17 protein-coding genes and 2 tRNA genes are annotated in these 20,556 nt (G+C 42.5%); 16 read left to right on the forward strand and 3 right to left on the reverse strand.

What is annotated here, in order from left to right; genetic code table 11:
- The first annotated feature begins 20 nt into the window (after nt 1-20).
- The 3 genes from ACTNDS_RS13790 to ACTNDS_RS13800 all read left to right on the forward strand — a co-directional run bounded on the left by ACTNDS_RS13790 (nt 21) and on the right by ACTNDS_RS13800 (nt 3,221).
- Nucleotides 21-860, forward strand: a complete 840-nt coding sequence (locus tag ACTNDS_RS13790) for a carbohydrate ABC transporter permease (protein WP_226840044.1) — start codon at nt 21-23, stop codon at nt 858-860.
- 48 nt (nt 861-908) lie between these two features.
- Nucleotides 909-2,240, forward strand: coding sequence for an ABC transporter substrate-binding protein (locus ACTNDS_RS13795; protein ID WP_441036399.1), 1,332 nt, complete (start codon nt 909-911; stop codon nt 2,238-2,240).
- A gap of 231 nt (nt 2,241-2,471) precedes the next feature.
- Nucleotides 2,472-3,221: a glycerophosphodiester phosphodiesterase gene (locus ACTNDS_RS13800; RefSeq protein ID WP_441036401.1), complete on the forward strand. Its 750-nt coding sequence runs from the start codon at nt 2,472-2,474 to the stop codon at nt 3,219-3,221.
- Between the two features lie 121 nt (nt 3,222-3,342).
- Here ACTNDS_RS13800 and ACTNDS_RS13805 read toward each other — a convergent pair whose 3' ends face one another.
- Nucleotides 3,343-4,824, reverse strand: coding sequence for a DUF1846 domain-containing protein (locus tag ACTNDS_RS13805; RefSeq protein WP_441036403.1), 1,482 nt, complete (start codon nt 4,822-4,824; stop codon nt 3,343-3,345).
- A gap of 225 nt (nt 4,825-5,049) precedes the next feature.
- On the opposite strand from ACTNDS_RS13805, the gene ftsH reads away from it, so the two are divergent.
- The 4 genes from ftsH to ACTNDS_RS13825 all read left to right on the forward strand — a co-directional run bounded on the left by ftsH (nt 5,050) and on the right by ACTNDS_RS13825 (nt 11,092).
- Nucleotides 5,050-6,987 (forward strand): ATP-dependent zinc metalloprotease FtsH, encoded by a 1,938-nt coding sequence (gene ftsH / locus ACTNDS_RS13810; protein ID WP_441036405.1) that lies wholly within the window; start codon nt 5,050-5,052, stop codon nt 6,985-6,987.
- A 231-nt stretch (nt 6,988-7,218) separates the two neighbouring features.
- Nucleotides 7,219-9,075 (forward strand): excinuclease ABC subunit UvrC, encoded by a 1,857-nt coding sequence (gene uvrC / locus ACTNDS_RS13815; RefSeq protein ID WP_441036407.1) that lies wholly within the window; start codon nt 7,219-7,221, stop codon nt 9,073-9,075.
- 78 nt (nt 9,076-9,153) lie between these two features.
- Entirely contained in the window at nt 9,154-10,089 is a 936-nt protein-coding gene (gene hprK / locus ACTNDS_RS13820; protein ID WP_441036408.1) for an HPr(Ser) kinase/phosphatase, read from the forward strand.
- A gap of 67 nt (nt 10,090-10,156) precedes the next feature.
- Nucleotides 10,157-11,092 (forward strand): ROK family glucokinase, encoded by a 936-nt coding sequence (locus ACTNDS_RS13825; RefSeq protein ID WP_433845150.1) that lies wholly within the window; start codon nt 10,157-10,159, stop codon nt 11,090-11,092.
- 78 nt (nt 11,093-11,170) lie between these two features.
- Here ACTNDS_RS13825 and ACTNDS_RS13830 read toward each other — a convergent pair whose 3' ends face one another.
- The gene (locus ACTNDS_RS13830) at nt 11,171-13,765 is read right to left on the reverse strand and encodes a transglycosylase domain-containing protein (protein ID WP_441036411.1); all 2,595 of its coding nucleotides are present in this window, start codon (nt 13,763-13,765) and stop codon (nt 11,171-11,173) included.
- A 321-nt stretch (nt 13,766-14,086) separates the two neighbouring features.
- On the opposite strand from ACTNDS_RS13830, the gene ACTNDS_RS13835 reads away from it, so the two are divergent.
- Nucleotides 14,087-14,743, forward strand: a complete 657-nt coding sequence (locus tag ACTNDS_RS13835) for a YigZ family protein (RefSeq protein ID WP_303243418.1) — start codon at nt 14,087-14,089, stop codon at nt 14,741-14,743.
- A 77-nt stretch (nt 14,744-14,820) separates the two neighbouring features.
- Here the strand turns inward: ACTNDS_RS13835 and ACTNDS_RS13840 are convergent, their stop codons facing one another.
- Nucleotides 14,821-15,339, reverse strand: coding sequence for a peptidylprolyl isomerase (locus ACTNDS_RS13840; RefSeq protein WP_019160853.1), 519 nt, complete (start codon nt 15,337-15,339; stop codon nt 14,821-14,823).
- 90 nt (nt 15,340-15,429) lie between these two features.
- Here ACTNDS_RS13840 and tsaE point away from each other — a divergent pair, with 90 nt between their 5' ends.
- The 8 genes from tsaE to ACTNDS_RS13880 all read left to right on the forward strand — a co-directional run bounded on the left by tsaE (nt 15,430) and on the right by ACTNDS_RS13880 (nt 20,310).
- Entirely contained in the window at nt 15,430-15,858 is a 429-nt protein-coding gene (gene tsaE / locus ACTNDS_RS13845; protein WP_173743981.1) for a tRNA (adenosine(37)-N6)-threonylcarbamoyltransferase complex ATPase subunit type 1 TsaE, read from the forward strand.
- Between the two features lie 91 nt (nt 15,859-15,949).
- Entirely contained in the window at nt 15,950-16,663 is a 714-nt protein-coding gene (tsaB, locus tag ACTNDS_RS13850) for a tRNA (adenosine(37)-N6)-threonylcarbamoyltransferase complex dimerization subunit type 1 TsaB (protein ID WP_441036414.1), read from the forward strand.
- Between the two features lie 14 nt (nt 16,664-16,677).
- A complete protein-coding gene (gene rimI / locus ACTNDS_RS13855; RefSeq protein WP_441036416.1) occupies nt 16,678-17,121 on the forward strand; it encodes a ribosomal protein S18-alanine N-acetyltransferase in 444 nt (147 codons plus the stop codon).
- 59 nt (nt 17,122-17,180) lie between these two features.
- Nucleotides 17,181-18,104: a ribonuclease Z gene (locus ACTNDS_RS13860; RefSeq protein WP_173743984.1), complete on the forward strand. Its 924-nt coding sequence runs from the start codon at nt 17,181-17,183 to the stop codon at nt 18,102-18,104.
- Between the two features lie 28 nt (nt 18,105-18,132).
- Complete coding sequence (gene tsaD / locus ACTNDS_RS13865; RefSeq protein WP_173743985.1) at nt 18,133-19,152, forward strand: tRNA (adenosine(37)-N6)-threonylcarbamoyltransferase complex transferase subunit TsaD; 1,020 nt, start codon at nt 18,133-18,135, stop codon at nt 19,150-19,152.
- A 2-nt stretch (nt 19,153-19,154) separates the two neighbouring features.
- Nucleotides 19,155-19,862: a 2-C-methyl-D-erythritol 4-phosphate cytidylyltransferase gene (gene ispD / locus ACTNDS_RS13870; RefSeq protein WP_441036417.1), complete on the forward strand. Its 708-nt coding sequence runs from the start codon at nt 19,155-19,157 to the stop codon at nt 19,860-19,862.
- A gap of 97 nt (nt 19,863-19,959) precedes the next feature.
- Nucleotides 19,960-20,045, forward strand: a tRNA-Ser gene (locus ACTNDS_RS13875).
- Nucleotides 20,046-20,220: 175 nt separating this feature from the next.
- Nucleotides 20,221-20,310, forward strand: a tRNA-Ser gene (locus ACTNDS_RS13880).
- The last annotated feature ends 246 nt before the right edge of the window (nt 20,311-20,556 follow it).

A 20,556-nucleotide genomic window follows, 5' to 3' on the forward strand; every position in this document is an offset into this window, starting at 1 on the left:
TTCAGGAAGTAAAAGCAAAAATGCTGGCGCAGCAGAAATATAAAAGAGTGGCCAGAACTGCCGGACACATTGCATTAAATATTGTCGTGGCGTTAATTGTTCTTCTGCCTCTTTTATACGCAGTAAGTATTGCATTTATGCCATCCGGTGAACTTTTTACTCTGGATATGAATATCCTGCCCAAACATCCGACATTGGAGAATTTCCGACAGGCACTGCAGAAGGTTCCACTGGTTCGTTTTGTAGTAAACTCTTTCCTGGTAGCAGGTCTCATCACTTTCGGACAGATCATTTCCTGTTCACTGGCAGCGTTTTCCTTTTCCTTTCTGGATTTCAAAGGAAAAAATGTGCTGTTTATGCTGGTGATGGCAACTATGATGATTCCGGGAGAGGCAACGATTATTTCCAATTACCTGACAGTCAGCGGATGGAACTGGCTGGATTCCTATCAGGTACTGATCGTGCCTTATCTCACATCTGCAATGGGAATCTTCCTGTTCAGACAGTTTTATCTTACATTTCCGATTTCGCTGTATGAATCAGCGAAGATTGACGGCTGCTCCAATCTGCGATTTATCTGGCAGATTCTGATGCCGCTGACAAAATCAGCAATGGGAGCTATGGCAGTGTACACATTTATTAATGCATGGAATATGTACATGTGGCCATTACTTGTGACAGGATCAGACAAGATGCGTACTGTGCAGATCGGTATCGGTATGCTGGACAGCGTAGACTCCCAGTCTATTACATTGATGATCGCAGGCGTAGTACTGATTATCCTTCCGTCCATTTCCATATTCATTGCAGGACAGAAGCAGCTGATCAGAGGTATGTTCTCAGGTGCCGTAAAAGGCTGAGAAATAGAGAAAACAAAAACAAACAACATGAAAAGAAAGAGGTAAGTTATGAAGCGTAAACTCGCAGTATTATTAACAGCAGCAACAGTATTCAGCGCAATTCTTCCAACTACCTGCATGGCAGCAGAGAAAAAGGCAGACATTCCGGAGGGAACAACGATTTCATTCTGGCACGCAATGGGCGGTGTCAACGGGGAAGCACTGGACTATCTGGTAAATAAATTTAATGAAGAAAATGAATATGGAATTAAAGTGGATTCTCAGTATCAGGGAGAATATGACGATGAGATCAATAAGTTAAAAAGTGCCCAGCTTGGAAATATGGGAGCTGATCTGGTGCAGATTTATGATATCGGAACCCGTTTCATGATCGATTCCGGATGGGTGATCCCAATGCAGGACATGATTGACAGCGAAGGATATGATGTATCTGATCTGGAACCAAATATCACAGCTTATTATATAGTAGATGATAAATTATATTCCATGCCATTTAACTCCTCTACACCGATTCTTTATTACAACAAGGATATGTTTGACAAAGCAGGTGTGACAGAGGTACCTACAAGCCTTGAGGGAATCGCAGAGGTTGCAGATGACCTTGTAAACAAAGGCGGTGCGGGAGAAGCATTATCCATGGGAATCTATGGATGGTTTTTCGAAGAGTTTATGTGCAAACAGGGTCTGCCATATGTAGATAACGGAAACGGACGTGAGGCAGCAGCTACAAAGGTTGCATTCGATGAAAACGGAGGTGCACTGAATATTCTTAATGAGTGGAAGAAACTTTATGACGCAGGCTATGCACCAAACGTAGGAAGAGGCGGAGATTCCGGACTTGCAGATTTCTCTTCCGGAAAAGCAGCTATGACATTAGGTTCCACAGCGTCCCTGAAACAGATTCTGCAGGATGTAAACGGTTCCTTTGAAGTAGGTACCGCATACTTCCCATCCATTACAGATGATGATAAAGGTGGTGTATCCATCGGTGGTGCTTCTCTCTGGATGCTTGACAACCAGGATGATGCAAAGAAAGCAGCTACATGGGAATTTGTAAAATATCTGGTATCTGCGGAATCACAGGCATACTGGAATGCACAGACAGGATACTTCCCTGTAACAACAGCAGCACATGACGAGCAGGTATTCAAAGACAACATTGCAAAATACCCACAGTTCCAGACAGCCATTGACCAGCTTCATGATTCTGCACCGGAATATGCAGGTGCACTTCTCAGTGTATTCCCGGAAGCACGTGCGATTGTAGAGACAGAAGTAGAGAATATGCTCAACGGAAAAGAATCTGCAGAGGATGCGGTGAGCAAAATGGCTTCTGATATGAACAAATCTATCGAAGATTATAACTTGCTGAATGAATAAAAAATATTGAAAACAGTATACCGAGAGGTGTTATAATCATTCACAGGAAAAATATTTATACTTAAATGAGGACAGGGGGCTGCGTATGCGGTTCCCTGTTTATGAAGATTTACGGTAATTTCCACAATATGACAGCCTAGCTGTCTGGGTATTTTGCAAAAAAGCGGAGATGGAAAAGGTGAAATATATTATTGGGGGATATTGTAAATGAATTTTATATAAGAGAGGCATATGGAAATGACAGAAACAATAAAGAGAACAACAAAAGTATGGGCACACAGGGGTGCCAGCGGATACAGACCGGAGAACACTCTGGAAGCATTTGAACTTGCTATCAGACAGGGCGCAGACGGAATCGAACTGGATGTACATACTTCCGCAGACGGCGAACTCATCGTTATGCACGACGAAAACGTAGATCGTGTCACAGACGGAACCGGACTGATCAAAGATATGACACTGGCTCAATTGAAAGAATTAAAAGTCAGCACACCCGCAGAACCATCGGGAATTTATCACATTCCAACTCTGGCAGAAGTACTGGAGCTCATGCGCACCACAGACATGATGATAAACATTGAACTAAAGAACAGCATCTGCTTCTATCCGGGAATGGAAGAGAAGATTCTGAAACTGGTAAAAGAAATGAATATGGAAGACCAACTGATCTATTCTTCCTTTAATCATTATAGCCTGTTGCAGTTAAAACAGTTAGACAATCAGGTACAGACCGGAATCCTTTTCAGTGACGGATGGGTAAATCCAGCCATGTACGCCAAAAATCTCGGAATCAACGCCGTACACCCTGCAGTTTATCACCTGAAATACCCACAATTCATAGAAGAAGTCAAACGTGCCGGACTGAAAATGCACGTATGGACTGCCAACAAACCAGAACACATCCAGCTGGTAAAAGACGCAGGTGCAGAAGCAGTCATTACCAATTATCCGGACAGAGCGATTGAGATTATAGAGAAATAAAAAATTCCTGCCTGTTCATATGAAACTGTCATATGTTCAGGCAGGATTCTTTCTTGTATCATTATATAGATATTGTGGATTTTCAGAGTTTTCTGCTGCTATTTGAAAACCATTTCAGAAATTATTTCTGCAGTTTCTTAGCATGCTCAGATTTCGGCTCACAGGTAAGTTCAACACCCAGCTTACGGAATTCCAGGATATCCACCTGAGACAGGAGTACGGAAGTATGAACCTGGCAGCCTTTTAATTTCGGAATCTGCTGTAGCGCAAGCTTTGCGTCTTCGTTATCAGCAGCACTGATGGAAAGCGCGATCAGAGTTTCATCAGAATGAAGTCTTGGGTTCCTGCTTCCCAGATATTCTGTTTTGAGTGCCTGAATCGGTCTTAATGCTTCCGGAGAGATAACATGTTTGTCATGATCGATTCCTGCCAGTTCTTTCAGTGCATTCAGAAGCAGTGCTGAGGATGCCCCGAGAAGTTCAGAAGTCTTACCTGTAACAATACGTCCGTCAGGAAGTTCCAGGGCAGCAGCAGGTGCACCTGTTTCTTCTTCGCGTTTCAACGCAGCAGGAACCACCTTGCGGTCTTCGATGGTTACATGAGCCTGTTTCAGCAGAAGTTCGATTTTGAAAACTTCTTCCTCACGTCCGGCTCCGCGAACCAGAGCTTCCATGCTCTTATAATATCTGCGGATGATCTCCTGACGTGCAGCTTCCTTGCAGACTTCATCATCAACGATGCAGTTACCGGCCATATTAACGCCCATATCTGTGGGAGATTTGTAAGGGCACTCGCCCATGATCTTTTCAAACATAGCCTGAAGAACAGGGAAAACTTCAACGTCACGGTTGTAGTTGATGGTAGTTTCTCCATATGCTTCCAGATGGAACGGGTCGATCATGTTCACATCATTTAAGTCTGCAGTAGCTGCTTCATATGCCAGGTTTACCGGATGCTTCAGAGGAATATTCCAGATTGGGAAAGTTTCAAATTTGGCATATCCTGCCTTGACACCGCGCTTGTATTCATGGTAAAGCTGAGAAAGGCAGGCGGCCATTTTTCCGCTTCCGGGTCCTGGAGCAGTGATGACAACCAGTGGTCTTGTTGTTTCGATATAATCGTTCTTGCCATATCCCTCATCACTTACAATAAAGGAAGTATTATTCGGATAACCCGGGATCAGATAAAGCACGTATACTTTGATTCCAAGCTTCTCCAGACGTTTCTTAAACGCATCTGCGCTTTCCTGTCCGGAATACTGGGTGATGCAGACACTTCCTACATAAAGTCCGCGCTCTGTAAAGACTTCCATAAGGCGGAGTACATCTTCATCATAAGTGATACCCAGGTCACCTCTGACTTTATTTTTATCAATATCAGCGGCGCTGATTACAATAACGATCTCTGCCTGATCAGAAAGCTGCATCAGCATACGCAGTTTGCTGTCCGGCTCAAATCCCGGAAGAACTCTGGAAGCATGGTAGTCATCAAAAAGCTTGCCGCCGAATTCCAGATAAAGCTTGTTGCCAAACTTATTGATACGTTCCCGAATATGTTCGGACTGCATTTTCAGATATTTGTCGTTGTCAAATCCTATCTTCATTTGTTCGTTTCCTTTCCTCTCCCTATTATTTCTATCTGTTCCTATGTTTAAAAACACTTTGCCATTAGTATACTACAAAAGAACAGGTTTGTAACGATAAATTTAAATTAAAAATAAATATATTTTTCTATTTTTTTCAAAAACAGACAGGATTTCCAAATATCCAGGTTGATTTATAGGAAAATTCTCTTTATAATAAAATAGATAATAAATAGGAGGAACAAAATGGATAATCACATGGACAATAACCCAAATGGCAATGGTCCTGATAATAAGGGTCCGGGTAAAATGGATCCGAATAAAAATCATCAGTCGATCCTTGCCTTTCTGGTGTGCCTTCTGATCACTCTGGTGTGTTTTGCTATGTTTACCAATATGCTCAAAGATAATTCCAGTGAGATCAGTTATGATAAATTTATCAAAATGGTAGACAACGGAGAAGTGAAAAAAGTCACACTGCAATCAGATACCCTGACGATTGTGCCCAAGCAGCAGGATTCGGACTTTTCGGAAAAGGTTTATTATACCAATCAGATGGAGTCAGAGGATAAGCTCACAGAACGTCTGGAAGGGACAGGAATTAAATTTCAGTCACAGCCGCCGGACGCTGTCAGTGAAGTAGTGGCTATGCTGGTAAGTGTTCTGCTTCCAACACTGTTGCTGTTTGCACTTCTCATGATATTTATGCGCCGAATGAATAAAGGCGGCGGAATGATGGGAGTTGGTAAGAGCCGTGCCAAAGCTTATATCCAGAAGGATACAGGAGTAACCTTCAAGGATGTGGCAGGACAGGATGAGGCCAAGGAATCCTTGCAGGAGGTAGTGGACTTCCTTCATAATCCCGGTAAATATACAACTATTGGAGCTAAGCTTCCCAAGGGAGCGCTTCTGGTTGGACCTCCCGGAACAGGTAAAACCCTTCTGGCAAAGGCTGTTGCAGGAGAAGCGCATGTGCCGTTTTTCTCTTTATCAGGTTCTGAATTTGTAGAAATGTTTGTAGGCGTGGGTGCATCCCGTGTTCGTGATCTGTTTGAGGAAGCAAAGAAAAATGCTCCCTGTATTATTTTTATTGATGAAATTGATGCCATAGGAAAGAGTCGTGATTCCCATTACGGCGGCGGAAATGATGAGAGAGAACAGACCTTGAATCAGTTACTGGCGGAGATGGATGGTTTTGACACTTCCAAGGGGCTTCTGATTTTGGCGGCTACCAACCGTCCGGAGGTTCTGGATCCTGCTCTTCTCCGTCCGGGACGTTTTGACAGGCGGGTGATTGTTGACCGTCCGGATCTGAAAGGCCGAATTGAGATTCTGAAAGTACATGCCAGAAATGTCAGTCTGGATGAGACTGTGGATTTTGAAAACATTGCATTGGCAACTTCCGGTGCAGTTGGCTCAGACCTGGCAAATATGGTCAATGAAGCTGCGATTTTGGCAGTGAAAAATGGCCGGCGTGCAGTATCTCAGAGAGATTTGTTGGAAGCAGTGGAAGTAGTTCTGGTGGGCAAGGAGAAGAAAGACAGGATTCTCAGTGCTCAGGAGCGAAAGATTGTTTCTTATCATGAGGTGGGACATGCATTGGTCAGTGCACTGCAGAAAGACGCAGAGCCAGTACAGAAGATTACCATTGTGCCCAGAACCATGGGAGCACTGGGATATGTTATGCAGGTACCTGAGGAAGAGAAGTATCTTAATACCAAGAAGGAACTGGAAGCTATGCTTGTAGGTTATCTTGGCGGCCGTGCGGCAGAAGAGCTGGTTTTTGATACAGTGACTACAGGTGCGGCAAATGATATTGAACAGGCTACCAAGGTAGCAAGAGCTATGGTTACGCAATATGGTATGTCTGAGAAATTTGGATTGATGGGACTGGCTACACAGGAGAATCAGTATCTAAGCGGAAGAGCTGTGCTGAATTGTGGAGATGATACAGCAACAGAGGTAGATCATGAAGTAATGATACTTCTTCATAATTCTTATGAGGAGGCGAAGCAGCTTCTTGGCAGTCACAGAGCAGCACTGGACAGGATTGCTGAATATCTGATCCGAAGGGAAACAATCACAGGCAAAGAGTTTATGAAGATTTTTCGTGCCGTGGAGATGGGAATGGATATTCCGGAGAATCTGGACGAGTTTGAACTGAAAGATAAAACAGAAGAATAGGTGAAAAATGGGCTGTTACGTTAAAATGATGTAACAGCCTTTTTACTGTTCGCTGGTAACATCCCGCGAAGCGTGTTGCTGGGAACGGAGTGAACAGTAACACAGCCTTTTTTCTTAATCGGAAATATTGCGGTGATGATTGACGAAGTCAGAGTCATAATTTACAATTATTATGACTATCTAATGAATGCTTCTGATATTATGGTAAGTGAAAGGAACAGGTAATAGATATTGTTTCAGATAGAGGAAGAATTAAAAAAGCTTCCGGGGAAACCGGGGGTTTATATTATGCATGGCGAGAAGGATGAGATCATTTATGTGGGAAAGGCAGTAAGCCTGAAAAACCGGGTTCGGCAGTATTTTCAGAGTAGCCGGAATAAAGGGGCCAAAATAGAACAGATGGTAACACATATATCCAGATTCGAATATATCATTACAGATTCTGAACTGGAAGCCCTTGTGTTGGAGTGTAATCTGATCAAGGAGCATCGGCCAAAGTATAATACCATGCTTAAGGATGACAAAAGTTATCCTTTTATCAAAGTAACGGTAAATGAAGAATATCCCAGAGTACTGTTTGCCAGGAGAATGCGTAAGGATAAAGCTAAATATTTTGGCCCTTATACCAGTGCAGGGGCAGTAAAGGATGTGATCGAACTGGTGCGCAAGCTGTATAAAGTTCGTTCATGCAGCCGTGTTCTTCCCAGGGACTGTGGAAAGGACAGACCATGTCTGTATTATCATATGAAACAGTGTGCTGCTCCCTGTCAGGGATATGTAACTTCTGAGGAGTACAAAAAGAGCATCGGTAAACTGTTGAAATTTCTAAATGGAGACTTTCAGGATACCATTGACATGCTTACAGAGAAAATGGTGACAGCATCCGAAGAAATGCGGTTTGAAGATGCTATGGAATACCGGGATCTTATCCGCAGTATTCAGAAGATTGGGGAGAGACAGAAAATTACAAGCTACGGGGAAGAAGATAAGGATATTATTGCAGCTGCCATGGATGACAGTCTGGATCTGCGTGAGCAGGACGCGGTAGTGCAGGTATTTTTTGTCCGAGGAGGTAAACTGATCGGCAGAGAACATTTCTTTCTTAGAGTGGCAAGGGGTGATACCAGATCACAGGTGTTATCCAGTTTTATCAAACAATTTTATGCAGGGACGCCTTTTATTCCCAGGGAGATCATGCTCCAGAGAGAAATAGAGGATGCTTCGATTATTGAAGAATGGCTGACTTCCAGGAGAAAACAGAGAGTATATATCCGGGTGCCGAAAAAAGGAACCAAAGAAAAACTGGTGGAGCTTGCAGAAGAAAATGCAAGAATGGTTCTGGATAAAGACAGAGAACGTATCAGGCGTGAGGAGGGCAGAACAATCGGTGCTGTCCATGAGATAGAGACCTGGCTGGGACTTTCCGGGATCAGAAGGATGGAGGCTTATGATATTTCTAATATCAGTGGATTTGAATCTGTTGGCTCTATGGTAGTTTATGAAAAAGGAAAGCCAAAACGCAGTGATTACCGTAAGTTTAAGATTAAGTGGGTGCAGGGCCCCAATGACTATGCCAGTATGGAAGAGGTATTGACCAGACGTTTCACCCATGAAGGAAAGGATGAGTTTGATAGCTTTTCTATTTTGCCGGATCTGATTCTGATGGACGGAGGCAGAGGACAGGTGAATATTGCACTGAAGGTTCTGGAAGAACTGGGAATTAATATTCCGGTATGTGGTATGGTAAAGGATGATCATCACAGGACCAGGGGGCTTTATTATAACAATGCGGAAATTCCTGTTGATGCAGGAAGCGAGGGCTTTCGTCTGATCACCAGAATTCAGGATGAAGCCCACAGATTTGCTATAGAATTCCATAGGTCTCTGCGAAGCAAAGAACAGGTACATTCTCTGCTGGATGATATTCCGGGAATCGGAGAAACCAGACGTAAGGCGTTGATGCGGAAATTCAAATCCCTGGAAAATATCCGGGATGCCTCCCTGGAAGAACTGACAGAGACAGAGAGTATGAACGCAGGAAGTGCACAGCAGGTATATGATTTTTTTCATGTGTCAAATAGTAAGTAATCAGGTTAAGGGTTACATTATATATAGGAGTGTGCTATAATAAAAAACAGGAGATTTTAACTGAAAAGGAGAAAACAAATGAAGGGTGTGCAGTTGACAAAATTAGTACAGGAGCTGGGACTTCACAATCTTACTCCCGAAATTGATCTGGCTGAGATCTGGATAAAAACTGCTGAGATCAACAGACCGGCACTTCAGCTTACAGGGTATCTGGAGCACTTTGCAAATGAACGTGTGCAGATTATCGGATATGTGGAGTATACTTATCTGATGCAGCTCAGTGACGAAGAACGTAAGTTTAAATATGAGAGGTTTATTTCAAGCAAGATTCCGTGTGTGATTTTCAGCACGATGACCAGACCATCTCAGGATATGATTGATCTGGCGTTGAAATATCATGTGCCTACATTTGTGACAGAGAGAATAACATCAAGTTTTATGGCTGAGATTATCCGCTGGCTGGGAGTTCAGTTGGCACCCTGTATTTCTATTCATGGTGTTCTGGTGGATGTATATGGTGAAGGTGTACTTATTACAGGCGAGAGTGGAATCGGTAAAAGTGAAGCTGCTCTGGAACTGATCAAGCGAGGACACCGTCTGGTAAGCGATGATGTGGTAGAACTTCGAAAAGTTAGTGATGTTACTCTGGTTGGTTCTGCACCGGATATTACCAGACATTTTATTGAGCTTCGTGGTATTGGAATTATTGATGTAAAGACTCTTTTTGGTGTTGAGAGTGTTAAGGATACACAGTCGGTGGATCTGGTGATCAAGCTAGAGGAGTGGGACAGAGATAAAGAGTATGATCGTCTGGGACTTCATGAGGAATACACGGAATATCTGGGCAATAAGATAGTATGCCATTCCCTGCCAATTCGTCCGGGACGAAATCTGGCAATTATCGTTGAATCTGCGGCAGTTAACCATCGACAGAAAAAAATGGGCTATAATGCGGCGGAGGAGCTTTATAAGCGAGTACAGGCTAATATTGCCAAGAAACGGGAGACTAAATAATGCATGAGTATGACCGGGCAAGAAGGTACGGTATAAATACTGAAAAAGATAAATAATGGAGGCTAATATGGGAAAGTATTGTTTTGGAATTGACGTAGGTGGTACTTCGGTAAAATGCGGACTTTTTCAGACGGATGGTATTTTGATGGAAAAGTGGGAAATTCCTACGCGTAAGGAGAATAACGGCGAGGCCATTCTTCCGGATATTGCGAAAACAATTTTGGATAAGATCGAAGAACGAAAGTTGGATAAGGCGGAAATCGATGGTGTGGGAATTGGCGTTCCGGGACCGGTCAATGATAAAGGGGAGGTTTTGTGTGCAGTAAATCTCTTCTGGGGATTTAAAGCGGTGACCAAAGAGCTGACAGAGTTGACAGGTCTTCCATCTATGGCAGGCAATGATGCCAATGTAGCTGCTCTCGGCGAAGCCTGGAAGGGCGCGGCAGCAGGAGCTAAAAATGTAATTATGGTTACCCTTGGCACAGGCGTTGGAGGCGGAATTATTCTGGATAGCAGAATTATTTCCGGTTCCCATGGAGCTGGAGGAGAGATTGGTCATGCAGCTGTTCAGCATGATGAGACAGAAAAATGCAACTGTGGAAACAGAGGCTGTTTGGAACAGTACGCATCTGCAACAGGCATTGTACGTGTGGCAAAAAGAGTTATGGAAGCTACTGATGAGGAGAGTGTTCTTCGTGGCTTTTCCAGACTTTCTGCGAAAAATGTTCTGGATGCATACAAAGAAGGGGATAAGCTGGCTGCAAAAGTTATGGATGAGGTTGGAGAGAAGCTGGGAAGTGCCCTTGCTGTGTTTGCCTGCGTTGTTGATCCAGAGGCCATTGTAATAGGTGGTGGTGTTTCCAGAGCAGGACAGCCTTTGATCGATTGTATTGAAACACATTATAAAAAGTATGCATTTTCAGCATGCAAGGAAACTCCGATCATTCTGGCAAAGCTGGGAAATGATGCAGGAATTTATGGTTCTGCCAGAATGGTGATCTGATAAAGAAGATATAGATAAAATTAGAAAATTAAAAAACCGCATTCTGTTTTTGCAGAATGCGGTTTTTTTGAAGAGTAATTAATAATCAATCTGATACTGACTATCATCGCCGCCATCATCGGTATCACCAGTATTATCATAATCATTATCTCCGGTGTTGTCACCGTCAGTGCCATCCGTGTTTTCGGTGCCATCAGTGCTATCATCAGAAGTGTCTGTATTTTCGGCATCGGAAGTGTCCGTATTTTCGGCATCAGAAGTGTCTGTGCTGGAAGAATCTGTCTGATCTGAAGTATCATAATCATAACTGCTTTCGTCGTAGAAGTGTTCTTCACAGTATTCTGTTGGCATAGTACCTACATCGAAATATTCTGTGGTTACAGGACAGCCGGCTCTTGGAAGAAGTCCGGAGATAGCACAGATGCTCAGTTTTTCTACACTTGCAGGTTTCTCAAAATCTTTTTGAGGCAGTCCCTCATGGATTCTTGTCATAACTTTTTTCCAAAGATTACGGTGATATTTACGTGCATAATCAGGAAGCTTTTCGTTGTTATCATAACCGGACCATATTGCACAGGTATAATAAGGGGTATATCCCACAAACCAAACATCGTTATAAGCTTCAGTAGTACCGGTTTTACCGGCTACAGCCATATTATCAAGCTGGCAGGCGGTACCTGTACCGTATTTGACAACATCCTCCATAGCACTTGTAAGGAGATAAGCAGTGCTTTCCTTGATTACAGAACGCTCTACAGAGGTATTCTCGATCAGTACATTACCGTTATGATCCAGGATTTTGGTATAGTAAATTGGTTTGATATAATTACCGCTATTTGCGATAGATGCATAGGCAGCACATAATTCTACATTTGTGACACCCTTGGTAATACCACCAAGTGCTGTGGCAAGGTTGGCATCACTCCAGATATTGCCATTGGCATCCTTATCTGCTTCTGTTCCGTGTGCCAGGGTGGTAAATCCAAAATTATCCAGATATTTCAGTCCCAGATCAGGGGTTACTTCTTCCAGACATTTTACCGCAACAACGTTAACGGAGTTCTGAATTGCTGTACGGATAGTAGTTGTTCCTTCGTAGGAACGTGTACTGTTATTGACTGGAGATCCGTCCGGATAGGTATATGGTTCATCTTCAAAAGTAGTAGCAAGTGTCATGCCCTTTTCATTTAATGCAGGAGCATAGGTAGATACAATTTTGAATGTTGAACCTGGCTGGCGGGTAGTGTCTGTAGCTCGGTTTAGGGTCAGGCTGGCTGTTTTTTCGCCGCGCCCGCCAATCAGGGCTTTTACATAACCTGTATGCTGATCGATGACACTCATAGAGGACTGAGGCTGTGGTGCGAAATTTACACGTTCTGCAACTATTTTGCTGCCGTCAGCCAGAATGTTTTCTTTATAACGATCTACATAAGTCTGGCCTTCTTCAGGAGAATCAAAGAGAAGATCAAAATTCGGATCCTCATTCTGGAAATAAAGCTGCAGCATTTCTTTGCTGTAGTTAACCTGATTGCCTTCGGGATCTGTAACAGTAAGGGCAAAATCCAGTTCATACTGTGTCTGATCCGGGAAATTGGAAGGATCGGTATATTCCTCATCCAGAATATTCTGGATAGCAGAATCCTGGGTGGTATAGACTTTAAGACCGCCGCTGTAAAGCAGGTTGGTAGCCTGGGTTTTTGTGTAACCCTTAATATTCATAAGGTCATTAATGATCTGGTCTGTCAGTTCATCCTCGAAATAGGTATAAATGGTATTGGAATTGTCGGAGTGTTTTTCCTGGGCAGCCTGAATCCTGGAATATACATCATCTTCAAGAGCCTCTTTATACTGTTCTTCAGTAATATAGTTCTGATCAAGCATATGTTGCAGAACTTCTTTTCGACGTTTTTTGTTGCTGTCAGGGTTAAGAATAGGATTAAATTTTGTAGGATTCTGGGTGATACCTGCTAAAGTGGCACATTCAGAAAGGTTAAGATCCCATACGTCCTTATCAAAATATTGTCTGGCAGCAGCCTGTACACCATATGCACCGGCACCAAGGTTGATCGTATTCAGATAGTTTTCAAGAATGGCATCCTTATCAGTTTTTTTCTCAACCTGAATGGCAAGATACTGTTCCTGGAATTTACGTGTGAAACGTTCAAGCTGGGTAGATTCACTGGTCCAGTTGGTGAAAACATTATTTTTAAGCAGCTGCTGGGTGATCGTGCTGGCACCTTCCGAAAAATCGCCGCTTGTGAGAGCTTTTACGCCTGCGCGGAGAATACCTCGGACATCGATACCATTATGTTCATAAAATCGTTCATCCTCGATAGCAACTACTGCATGCTGCAATTCTACCGGAATCTGTTCCAGGGTTACAGGCAGTCGGTTGGCATCGGGAGCAGCCAGTTTACGAATCTGATTGCCCTGATCATCGTAGAGAAATGTTGCATAACCTAAGGGCATGATATCAATGTCATTTACATCAGGAGCATTATCAATAACTCCTTTAAAAGATCCGATTCCCAGACAGGTCACTCCGATACAGAGTGCGATCAGAGATACAAACAGCAATCTGATGAACGAAACCCTGGCACGTTTTCCCATCATGGAGGAACGGGAAATCAGAGAATTTCGCTTCTGCGCTGCGGATTTTTTACCATAGTTCATGTTAGACCTCCTTTATAATCCGTTTAATTATATCAAATAAGAATAAGTAAATAAAGCATAAAATAAAAAAATAGAGATAATCTGTTATCAGGTCTGTCGTTTTATCTGTTCATTAGTATATACAATACTGGTTTTTTTTTGTAATCCGTGATACACTGTAAATCGTTACTGGTCACTCCGTTCACAGTAACGTAGCCAAAATTCATTCCAGATTGCCTGCGGCAATGGAATTTTGGCTCGTATGTCTCGGGATAGTGGTGTGTGAATAGTAACTGTAAATCATAAAACACTTTGCTTACAGTAAAAACGGAGGAATCCTAAATGCTTGAAAAATATAAAACGGTATACGAAGGCGGTGAAGGCGAGATTATTGAAAAAAAATCCAGATTCATTGCTACTGTGCGTCCGGTGAATACAGAAGAAGAGGCTCTGGCATTTATAGAAGAAATGAAAAAAAAATACTGGGATGCCAGACATAATTGTTATGTGTATTCTGTAGGAAAAAACAGAGAATATACCAGATGCAGTGATGATGGCGAACCCTCAGGAACTGCAGGACGGCCTATGCTGGATGTGATTCTGGGAGAAGATATTTATAATGTGGCGGCAGTAGTTACCAGATATTTTGGCGGGGTTCTGCTGGGAACCGGCGGTTTGGTACGTGCTTATTCCAAAAGTCTCCAGGAAGGTTTGGCGGTCAGCACAATAATTGAGAAAACCCATGGGATTTCCATGGAAATAATTACAGATTACACAGGGATCGGAAAAATCCAATATATAGCCGGAGAACAAAGGCTTCCTATTCTGGACACAGAATATACAGATAAAGTGGTTGTTCATCTCCTTGTCCCTTCTGACCAGATCCAGATTACAGAAAAAAAGATTACTCAGGCAACCAATGGACGTGCCAGATTAAAAAAAGACAGAGATTTATATTATGCAGCGGTAAATGGTGAAATAAAAATTTTTCAGGAATAAAGTAACAGGGAGCAGTCCTGCAGATAATAAGTATCTGCAGGACTGCTCCCTGGAATTTTTTTACTACATATTCAGGATCAGCATTTTTCCGGTTCCGGATACTCTGTTCCAAAAGTATCCACAGTCATACTTTTGATTTTCTGCTCATCCAGAGGTCTGTCATTATAATCGGTATCTTCCTCTGCAATTCGGTTTACCACATCCATGCCTTCTGTGATCTTGCCAAACGCTGCGTACTCTCCATCCAGATGTGGAGCGTTTTTATGCATGATAAAAAACTGGCTGCCTGCAGAATTTGGGTTCATAGCTCTTGCCATGGACAGTACACCTGCAGTATGTTTCAGATCATTTTTGAATTTGTTATGGGTAAATTCGCCTTTGATGCTATATCCGGGGCCTCCCATTCCATTTCCGTTGGGACATCCGCCCTGGATCATAAAGCCATTGATCACACGGTGAAAAATCAGTCCGTCGTAGAAGTTCTTTTTTACAAGACTGATAAAATTATTTACTGTATTTGGGGCGATCTCAGGATATAATTCAGCTTTCATCACATCGCCGTTCTCCATGGTAATAGTAACGATTGGATTTGCCATAGTTATTCTCCTTTTCAAAAAGTATTGTATTTCCTTGTTCGCTCTATTATAATATGCACAGAATAATTCTGCAAGAAAAAGGTGGAAAACATGATTATAGAGACAAATACCCCGCAGGAAACTTTCTGTGTAGGGAAGAAAATCGGTGAAAATGCCAGACCGGGACAGATTTATACCCTGACCGGTGACCTGGGAGTGGGAAAGACTGTTTTCACTCAGGGAGTGGCGGCAGGACTGGGAATTACAGAACCTATCAGTAGTCCGACTTTTACAATTATACAGGAATATGAGACCGGACGTCTTCCACTGTACCATTTTGATGTTTATCGTATTGGTGACATTGAGGAGATGGAAGAAATCGGTTATGATGATTATTTTTTTGGAAAGGGAATCTGCCTGATTGAATGGGCAAATCTTATTGAAGAGATACTTCCGGAAAATCTTATTCAGATCACCATTGAAAAAGACCTGGAAAAAGGATTTGACTATCGAAGAATCACAGTGACAGGATTAGAATAAAACAGGCTATGTTCAGACTGATAAGAATTAATAAAAGCTGATATAAAATTTTGGACTGAGTGATATGGTCAGAAAATGAGGTAAATAGTAAATGAAGATTTTAGCATTGGACAGTTCAGGAATTGTCGCATCTGTAGCAGTTATTGAAGATGATATTCTGCTGGCAGAATATACGGTTAATTATAAAAAAACACATTCCCAGACACTTCTGCCTATGTTGGATGAGGTAGTAAAAATGACAGAATTGGATCTGGAAACCATAGATGCAATTGCGGTGGCAGCAGGTCCTGGATCCTTTACAGGACTCCGGATAGGCTCTGCCACAGCGAAGGGATTAGGACTGGCATTGAAGAAACCTTTGATAGCTGTTCCTACAGTGGATGCACTGGCATATAATCTTTATGATGTCAGTGGTCTGATCTGCCCTATTATGGATGCCAGAAGAAGCCAGGTTTATACAGGTATTTACAGATTTGAAGAGCATAAGCTTGTGGCTGTGAAACAACAATGGGCATCTCCGGTGACGGAACTGATCGAAGAATTAAATAAGCTTGGAGAACCTGTGACTTTTTTGGGAGATGGAGTCCCTGTGTTCCGCAGTATGATCGAAGAAAAGCTGCAGGTACATTATTCCTTTGCGCCTGCACATGTGAATAAGCAGCGGGCAGCGGCGGTGGGTACACTTGGAATGATCTATTACAAAGAGGGCAGAACAGAGACTGCCATGGAACATGTTCCGGAATATCTTCGAGTTTCTCAGGCAGAACGGGAACGGGCAGAAAGAGAGAAAGCAAAACAGGCTTAAAAGGGGATAAATGCATGATTCTAAGAGAAATGTTGATAGATGACCTGAAACAGGTCATGGAGATCGAGAGGGAACTGTTTCATGTACCTTGGACAAGAGAGGGCTTTTTTACTTTTCTTACCAGAGAAGATGCTATGTTTCTTGTAGTGGAGGAAAAGGAACAGATATTGGGATATTGCGGGCTTCTTATGGTGCTGGATGAAGGTGACATCACAAATGTGGCAGTGCGCAGAGACAGACAAAAGGAAGGAATTGGTAATTTTCTTATGGAGAGTCTTATCCGGCTGGCTGCTGAGAGAGGGGTTACTACGATTCATCTGGAGGTTCGGGTAGGAAATGACAGGGCTATCCGTCTTTATGAACGCAATGGTTTTACCAGAGATGGTATCCGAAAGGGATATTACAGTGATCCGACAGAGGATGCATTACTTATGACCAGACATCCTGAAAATAATTAAGAATTTTTGGGTAGATATTGTCTGGCAGCTATTCTATGTCGGAAAACAGGAGGAAATATATGTTAGATATTTGTTTAGTGGGAACCGGAGGCATGATGCCTCTTCCGAGAAGATGGCTGACTGCACTTATGACAAGGTATAACGGAAGCAGCCTTCTTATTGATTGCGGAGAGGGAACTCAGGTTGCAATTAAGGAGAAAGGGTGGAGCTTTAAACCTATTGATGTGATTTGCTTTACTCATTATCATGGGGATCATATCAGTGGATTGCCGGGACTGCTTCTTACTATGGGTAATGCGGACCGCAAAGAGCCCCTGACTTTGATAGGGCCAAGAGGTCTGGAACGAGTAGTAAATGCTTTGCGTGTAATTGCACCGGAGCTTCCTTTTGATATAAAATTTATAGAAATTACACAGCCGGAACAGGTGATAGAATTAAATGGGTACAGAATTACGGCCTTTAAGGTGAATCATAATGTAGTCTGCTATGGTTATACCCTGGAAATTTTAAGACAGGGAAAATTTTCTGCAGAGAGAGCTAAGGAACAGGAAATTCCGTTGAAATTCTGGAATCCTCTGCAAAAAGGACAGACCATTGAAGCAGAGGGAAAAATTTATACTCCGGATATGGTTTTGGGGCCGGAGCGTAAGGGGATTAAACTTACTTACACTACAGATACCAGACCAACGGATTCGATTTTGAAAAATGCAGCAGATTCAGACCTGTTTATCTGTGAGGGAATGTACGGTGAGGATGATAAAGCTGATAAGGCAAAAGGATATAAGCATATGACATTTCGGGAGGCAGCGGTTCTTGCCAGAAATGCCAATGTGCAGGAAATGTGGCTGACCCATTACAGTCCTTCACTGGTAAGACCCGATGATTATATGGATAAGGTGAGGGAAATTTTCCCTAATGCTTTTCCGGGAAAAGACGGAAAAAGTGTAGAACTTAATTTTGAAGATGAAAAGCAAAACAATTGATAGCATGGAAAATATTGAGGATAATAAAATGAAAGATACATTGATTCTTGCAATTGAGAGCTCCTGTGATGAAACTGCTGCTTCTGTGGTAAAAAACGGACGGACCATATTATCCAATGTGATCTCATCACAGATCGCACTTCATACATTATATGGAGGAGTAGTACCGGAAATTGCATCCAGAAAGCATATAGAAAAAATTAATCAGGTAATTGAACAGGCATTGACAGAGGCAGGAGTTACTTTGGATGATCTGGATGCTATTGGAGTGACCTATGGACCAGGGTTGGTTGGTGCTTTGCTGGTTGGCGTAGCAGAGGCCAAGGCAATTGCATACGCAAAGAAATTGCCATTGGTAGGAGTACACCACATTGAAGGTCATGTTTCTGCAAATTATATTGAACATCCGGATCTGGAACCACCGTTTTTGTGTCTGATCGTTTCGGGCGGACATACACACCTGGTAATTGTGAAGGACTATGGAGAATTTGAGATTCTGGGACGTACCCATGATGATGCAGCAGGAGAAGCTTTTGATAAAGTAGCCAGGGCAATAGGCCTGGGATATCCAGGAGGACCCAAGGTGGATAAGCTTTCAAAAGAAGGAAATCCAAATGCAATTGAATTTCCACGGGCGAAAATTGAGGGTTGTCCCTATGATTTCAGCTTTAGCGGGGTAAAGTCCGCGGTATTGAACTATCTGAATCATGCACAGATGACTGGAGAGGAGATCAACAGGGCAGATATTGCTGCTTCTTTTCAGAATGCAGTTGTGGATGTGCTGGTTGAACATACAATGGCAGCAGCAAAAGATTTTGGAATGAAAAAAATTGCTATTGCCGGTGGAGTTGCATCTAATGGAACACTCAGGGATGCCATGGAGACTGCCTGCCGGAAATATGGTTACAGTTTCTTCAGGCCATCACCTATCTTCTGCACAGATAATGCAGCTATGATCGGTGTTGCTGCGTATTATGAATACATGAAAGGAACCCGCAGTGGTTGGGATTTGAATGCGGTTCCAAATCTAAAATTAGGAGAAAGATAAAAATGACAGAGAATAATACAGCAATTGTTCTGGCAGCAGGTCAGGGAAAAAGGATGCAAAGTAAAATACAGAAGCAGTTTCTGGAAATACAGGGCTACCCGGTTCTGTATTATTCTCTGCGTTGTTTTCAGGAAAGTCCGTTGATTGGGAATATTATTTTGGTGACAGGGGAGGAAATGGTCTCTTATTGCAAAGAAGAGATTGTAGATAAGTATGGTTTTACCAAGGTTACCAATGTGATCGCCGGTGGAAAGGAACGTTATGATTCTGTTTATGCGGGGCTTTGCGCCTGCTCAGAAATACCATGCGATTATGTATTTATTCATGACGGAGCCAGACCATTTATTACGGAAGAAATGTTGGAAAGAGGCCTGGAAAGAACGCGGAAAACGGGTGCCTGTGTATTGGGAATGCCTTCTAAGGATACGGTTAAATTGGCCGATAAAAATGCTTTTGTAGAATCAACTCCAGAGAGAAATTATGTCTGGACAGTTCAGACACCTCAGATTTTCTTATATTCATTAATCAAAACTGCCCATGACAAAATTCGCCGGAAAGATATGAGCAATATTACGGATGATGCCATGGTGATCGAACAGGAGACGGGGGTAAAAGTAGCGTTGGCGAAAGGATCTTATCAGAATATTAAGATTACTACACCGGAAGATCTTTGGATTGCAGAGGCATTTTTGCGATCTGAAAAAATGTGAGAATAAAAAAATAAAAAAAATCAAATTAGTTGTTGACAGTTCTGAAATAAGGTGATAGAATATCACTTGCGCTGACAGAGAAAAGCGTCGAAAATACGGAGAGATATCGAAGTGGTCATAACGAGGCGGTCTTGAAAACCGTTTGTCCGCAAGGGCGCGTGGGTTCGAATCCCACTCTCTCCGCTTGTCAGGTTGATAAAAAAGTCTTGGAAAAAACTTAAAAAAACACTTGACAAACAGCTTTGAAATGCGATATAATATACAAGGTTTTTCGATGAGAAAACATCGAAACAATCTTATAAAGAACACGAAAGTGTGAAGAGAGTTATCCGGAAGGATAACAACTCTAGGGCAATTTGGAGAAGTACCCAAGCTGGCCGAAGGGGCTCCCCTGGAAAGGGAGTAGGTCGTTAATAGCGGCGCGAGGGTTCAAATCCCTCCTTCTCCGTTCTTCTTAAAAAAGAAGAAAAAGTTCTTGACAGGAAGAAAGAGTTGTGATAAACTTGAAAAGCTGTTGAGAAGAAAATGTTGAAAAAACTTGAAAAAACTTAAAAAAGTTCTTGACAAGTTAAAAACAACATGATAAAATAGCAAAGCTGTCGCAAAGACAGACAACCTTGATAACTAAACAGTGAAACACATACGATTCTCGAAAATTCTTTACACATGAGCATCGAAAGATGCGAATGCGGTT

Origin of the sequence: Blautia sp. HCP3S3_C12 (genome assembly GCF_052064155.1) — a bacterium.
Lineage (GTDB): Bacteria > Bacillota > Clostridia > Lachnospirales > Lachnospiraceae > Blautia_A.

Bases quoted from the DNA above. Each gene is read 5' to 3' on its own strand.
- ACTNDS_RS13790 (WP_226840044.1), top strand. From the start codon at position 21: ATGCTGGCGCAGCAGAAATATAAAAGAGTGGCCAGAACTGCCGGACAC.
- ACTNDS_RS13795 (WP_441036399.1), top strand. From the start codon at position 909: ATGAAGCGTAAACTCGCAGTATTATTAACAGCAGCAACAGTATTCAGC.
- ACTNDS_RS13800 (WP_441036401.1), top strand. From the start codon at position 2,472: ATGGAAATGACAGAAACAATAAAGAGAACAACAAAAGTATGGGCACAC.
- ACTNDS_RS13805 (WP_441036403.1), bottom strand. From the start codon at position 4,824: ATGAAGATAGGATTTGACAACGACAAATATCTGAAAATGCAGTCCGAA.
- ftsH (WP_441036405.1), top strand. From the start codon at position 5,050: ATGGATAATCACATGGACAATAACCCAAATGGCAATGGTCCTGATAAT.
- hprK (WP_441036408.1), top strand. From the start codon at position 9,154: ATGAAGGGTGTGCAGTTGACAAAATTAGTACAGGAGCTGGGACTTCAC.
- ACTNDS_RS13825 (WP_433845150.1), top strand. From the start codon at position 10,157: ATGGGAAAGTATTGTTTTGGAATTGACGTAGGTGGTACTTCGGTAAAA.
- ACTNDS_RS13830 (WP_441036411.1), bottom strand. From the start codon at position 13,765: ATGAACTATGGTAAAAAATCCGCAGCGCAGAAGCGAAATTCTCTGATT.
- ACTNDS_RS13835 (WP_303243418.1), top strand. From the start codon at position 14,087: ATGCTTGAAAAATATAAAACGGTATACGAAGGCGGTGAAGGCGAGATT.
- ACTNDS_RS13840 (WP_019160853.1), bottom strand. From the start codon at position 15,339: ATGGCAAATCCAATCGTTACTATTACCATGGAGAACGGCGATGTGATG.
- tsaE (WP_173743981.1), top strand. From the start codon at position 15,430: ATGATTATAGAGACAAATACCCCGCAGGAAACTTTCTGTGTAGGGAAG.
- tsaB (WP_441036414.1), top strand. From the start codon at position 15,950: ATGAAGATTTTAGCATTGGACAGTTCAGGAATTGTCGCATCTGTAGCA.
- rimI (WP_441036416.1), top strand. From the start codon at position 16,678: ATGATTCTAAGAGAAATGTTGATAGATGACCTGAAACAGGTCATGGAG.
- ACTNDS_RS13860 (WP_173743984.1), top strand. From the start codon at position 17,181: ATGTTAGATATTTGTTTAGTGGGAACCGGAGGCATGATGCCTCTTCCG.
- tsaD (WP_173743985.1), top strand. From the start codon at position 18,133: ATGAAAGATACATTGATTCTTGCAATTGAGAGCTCCTGTGATGAAACT.
- ispD (WP_441036417.1), top strand. From the start codon at position 19,155: ATGACAGAGAATAATACAGCAATTGTTCTGGCAGCAGGTCAGGGAAAA.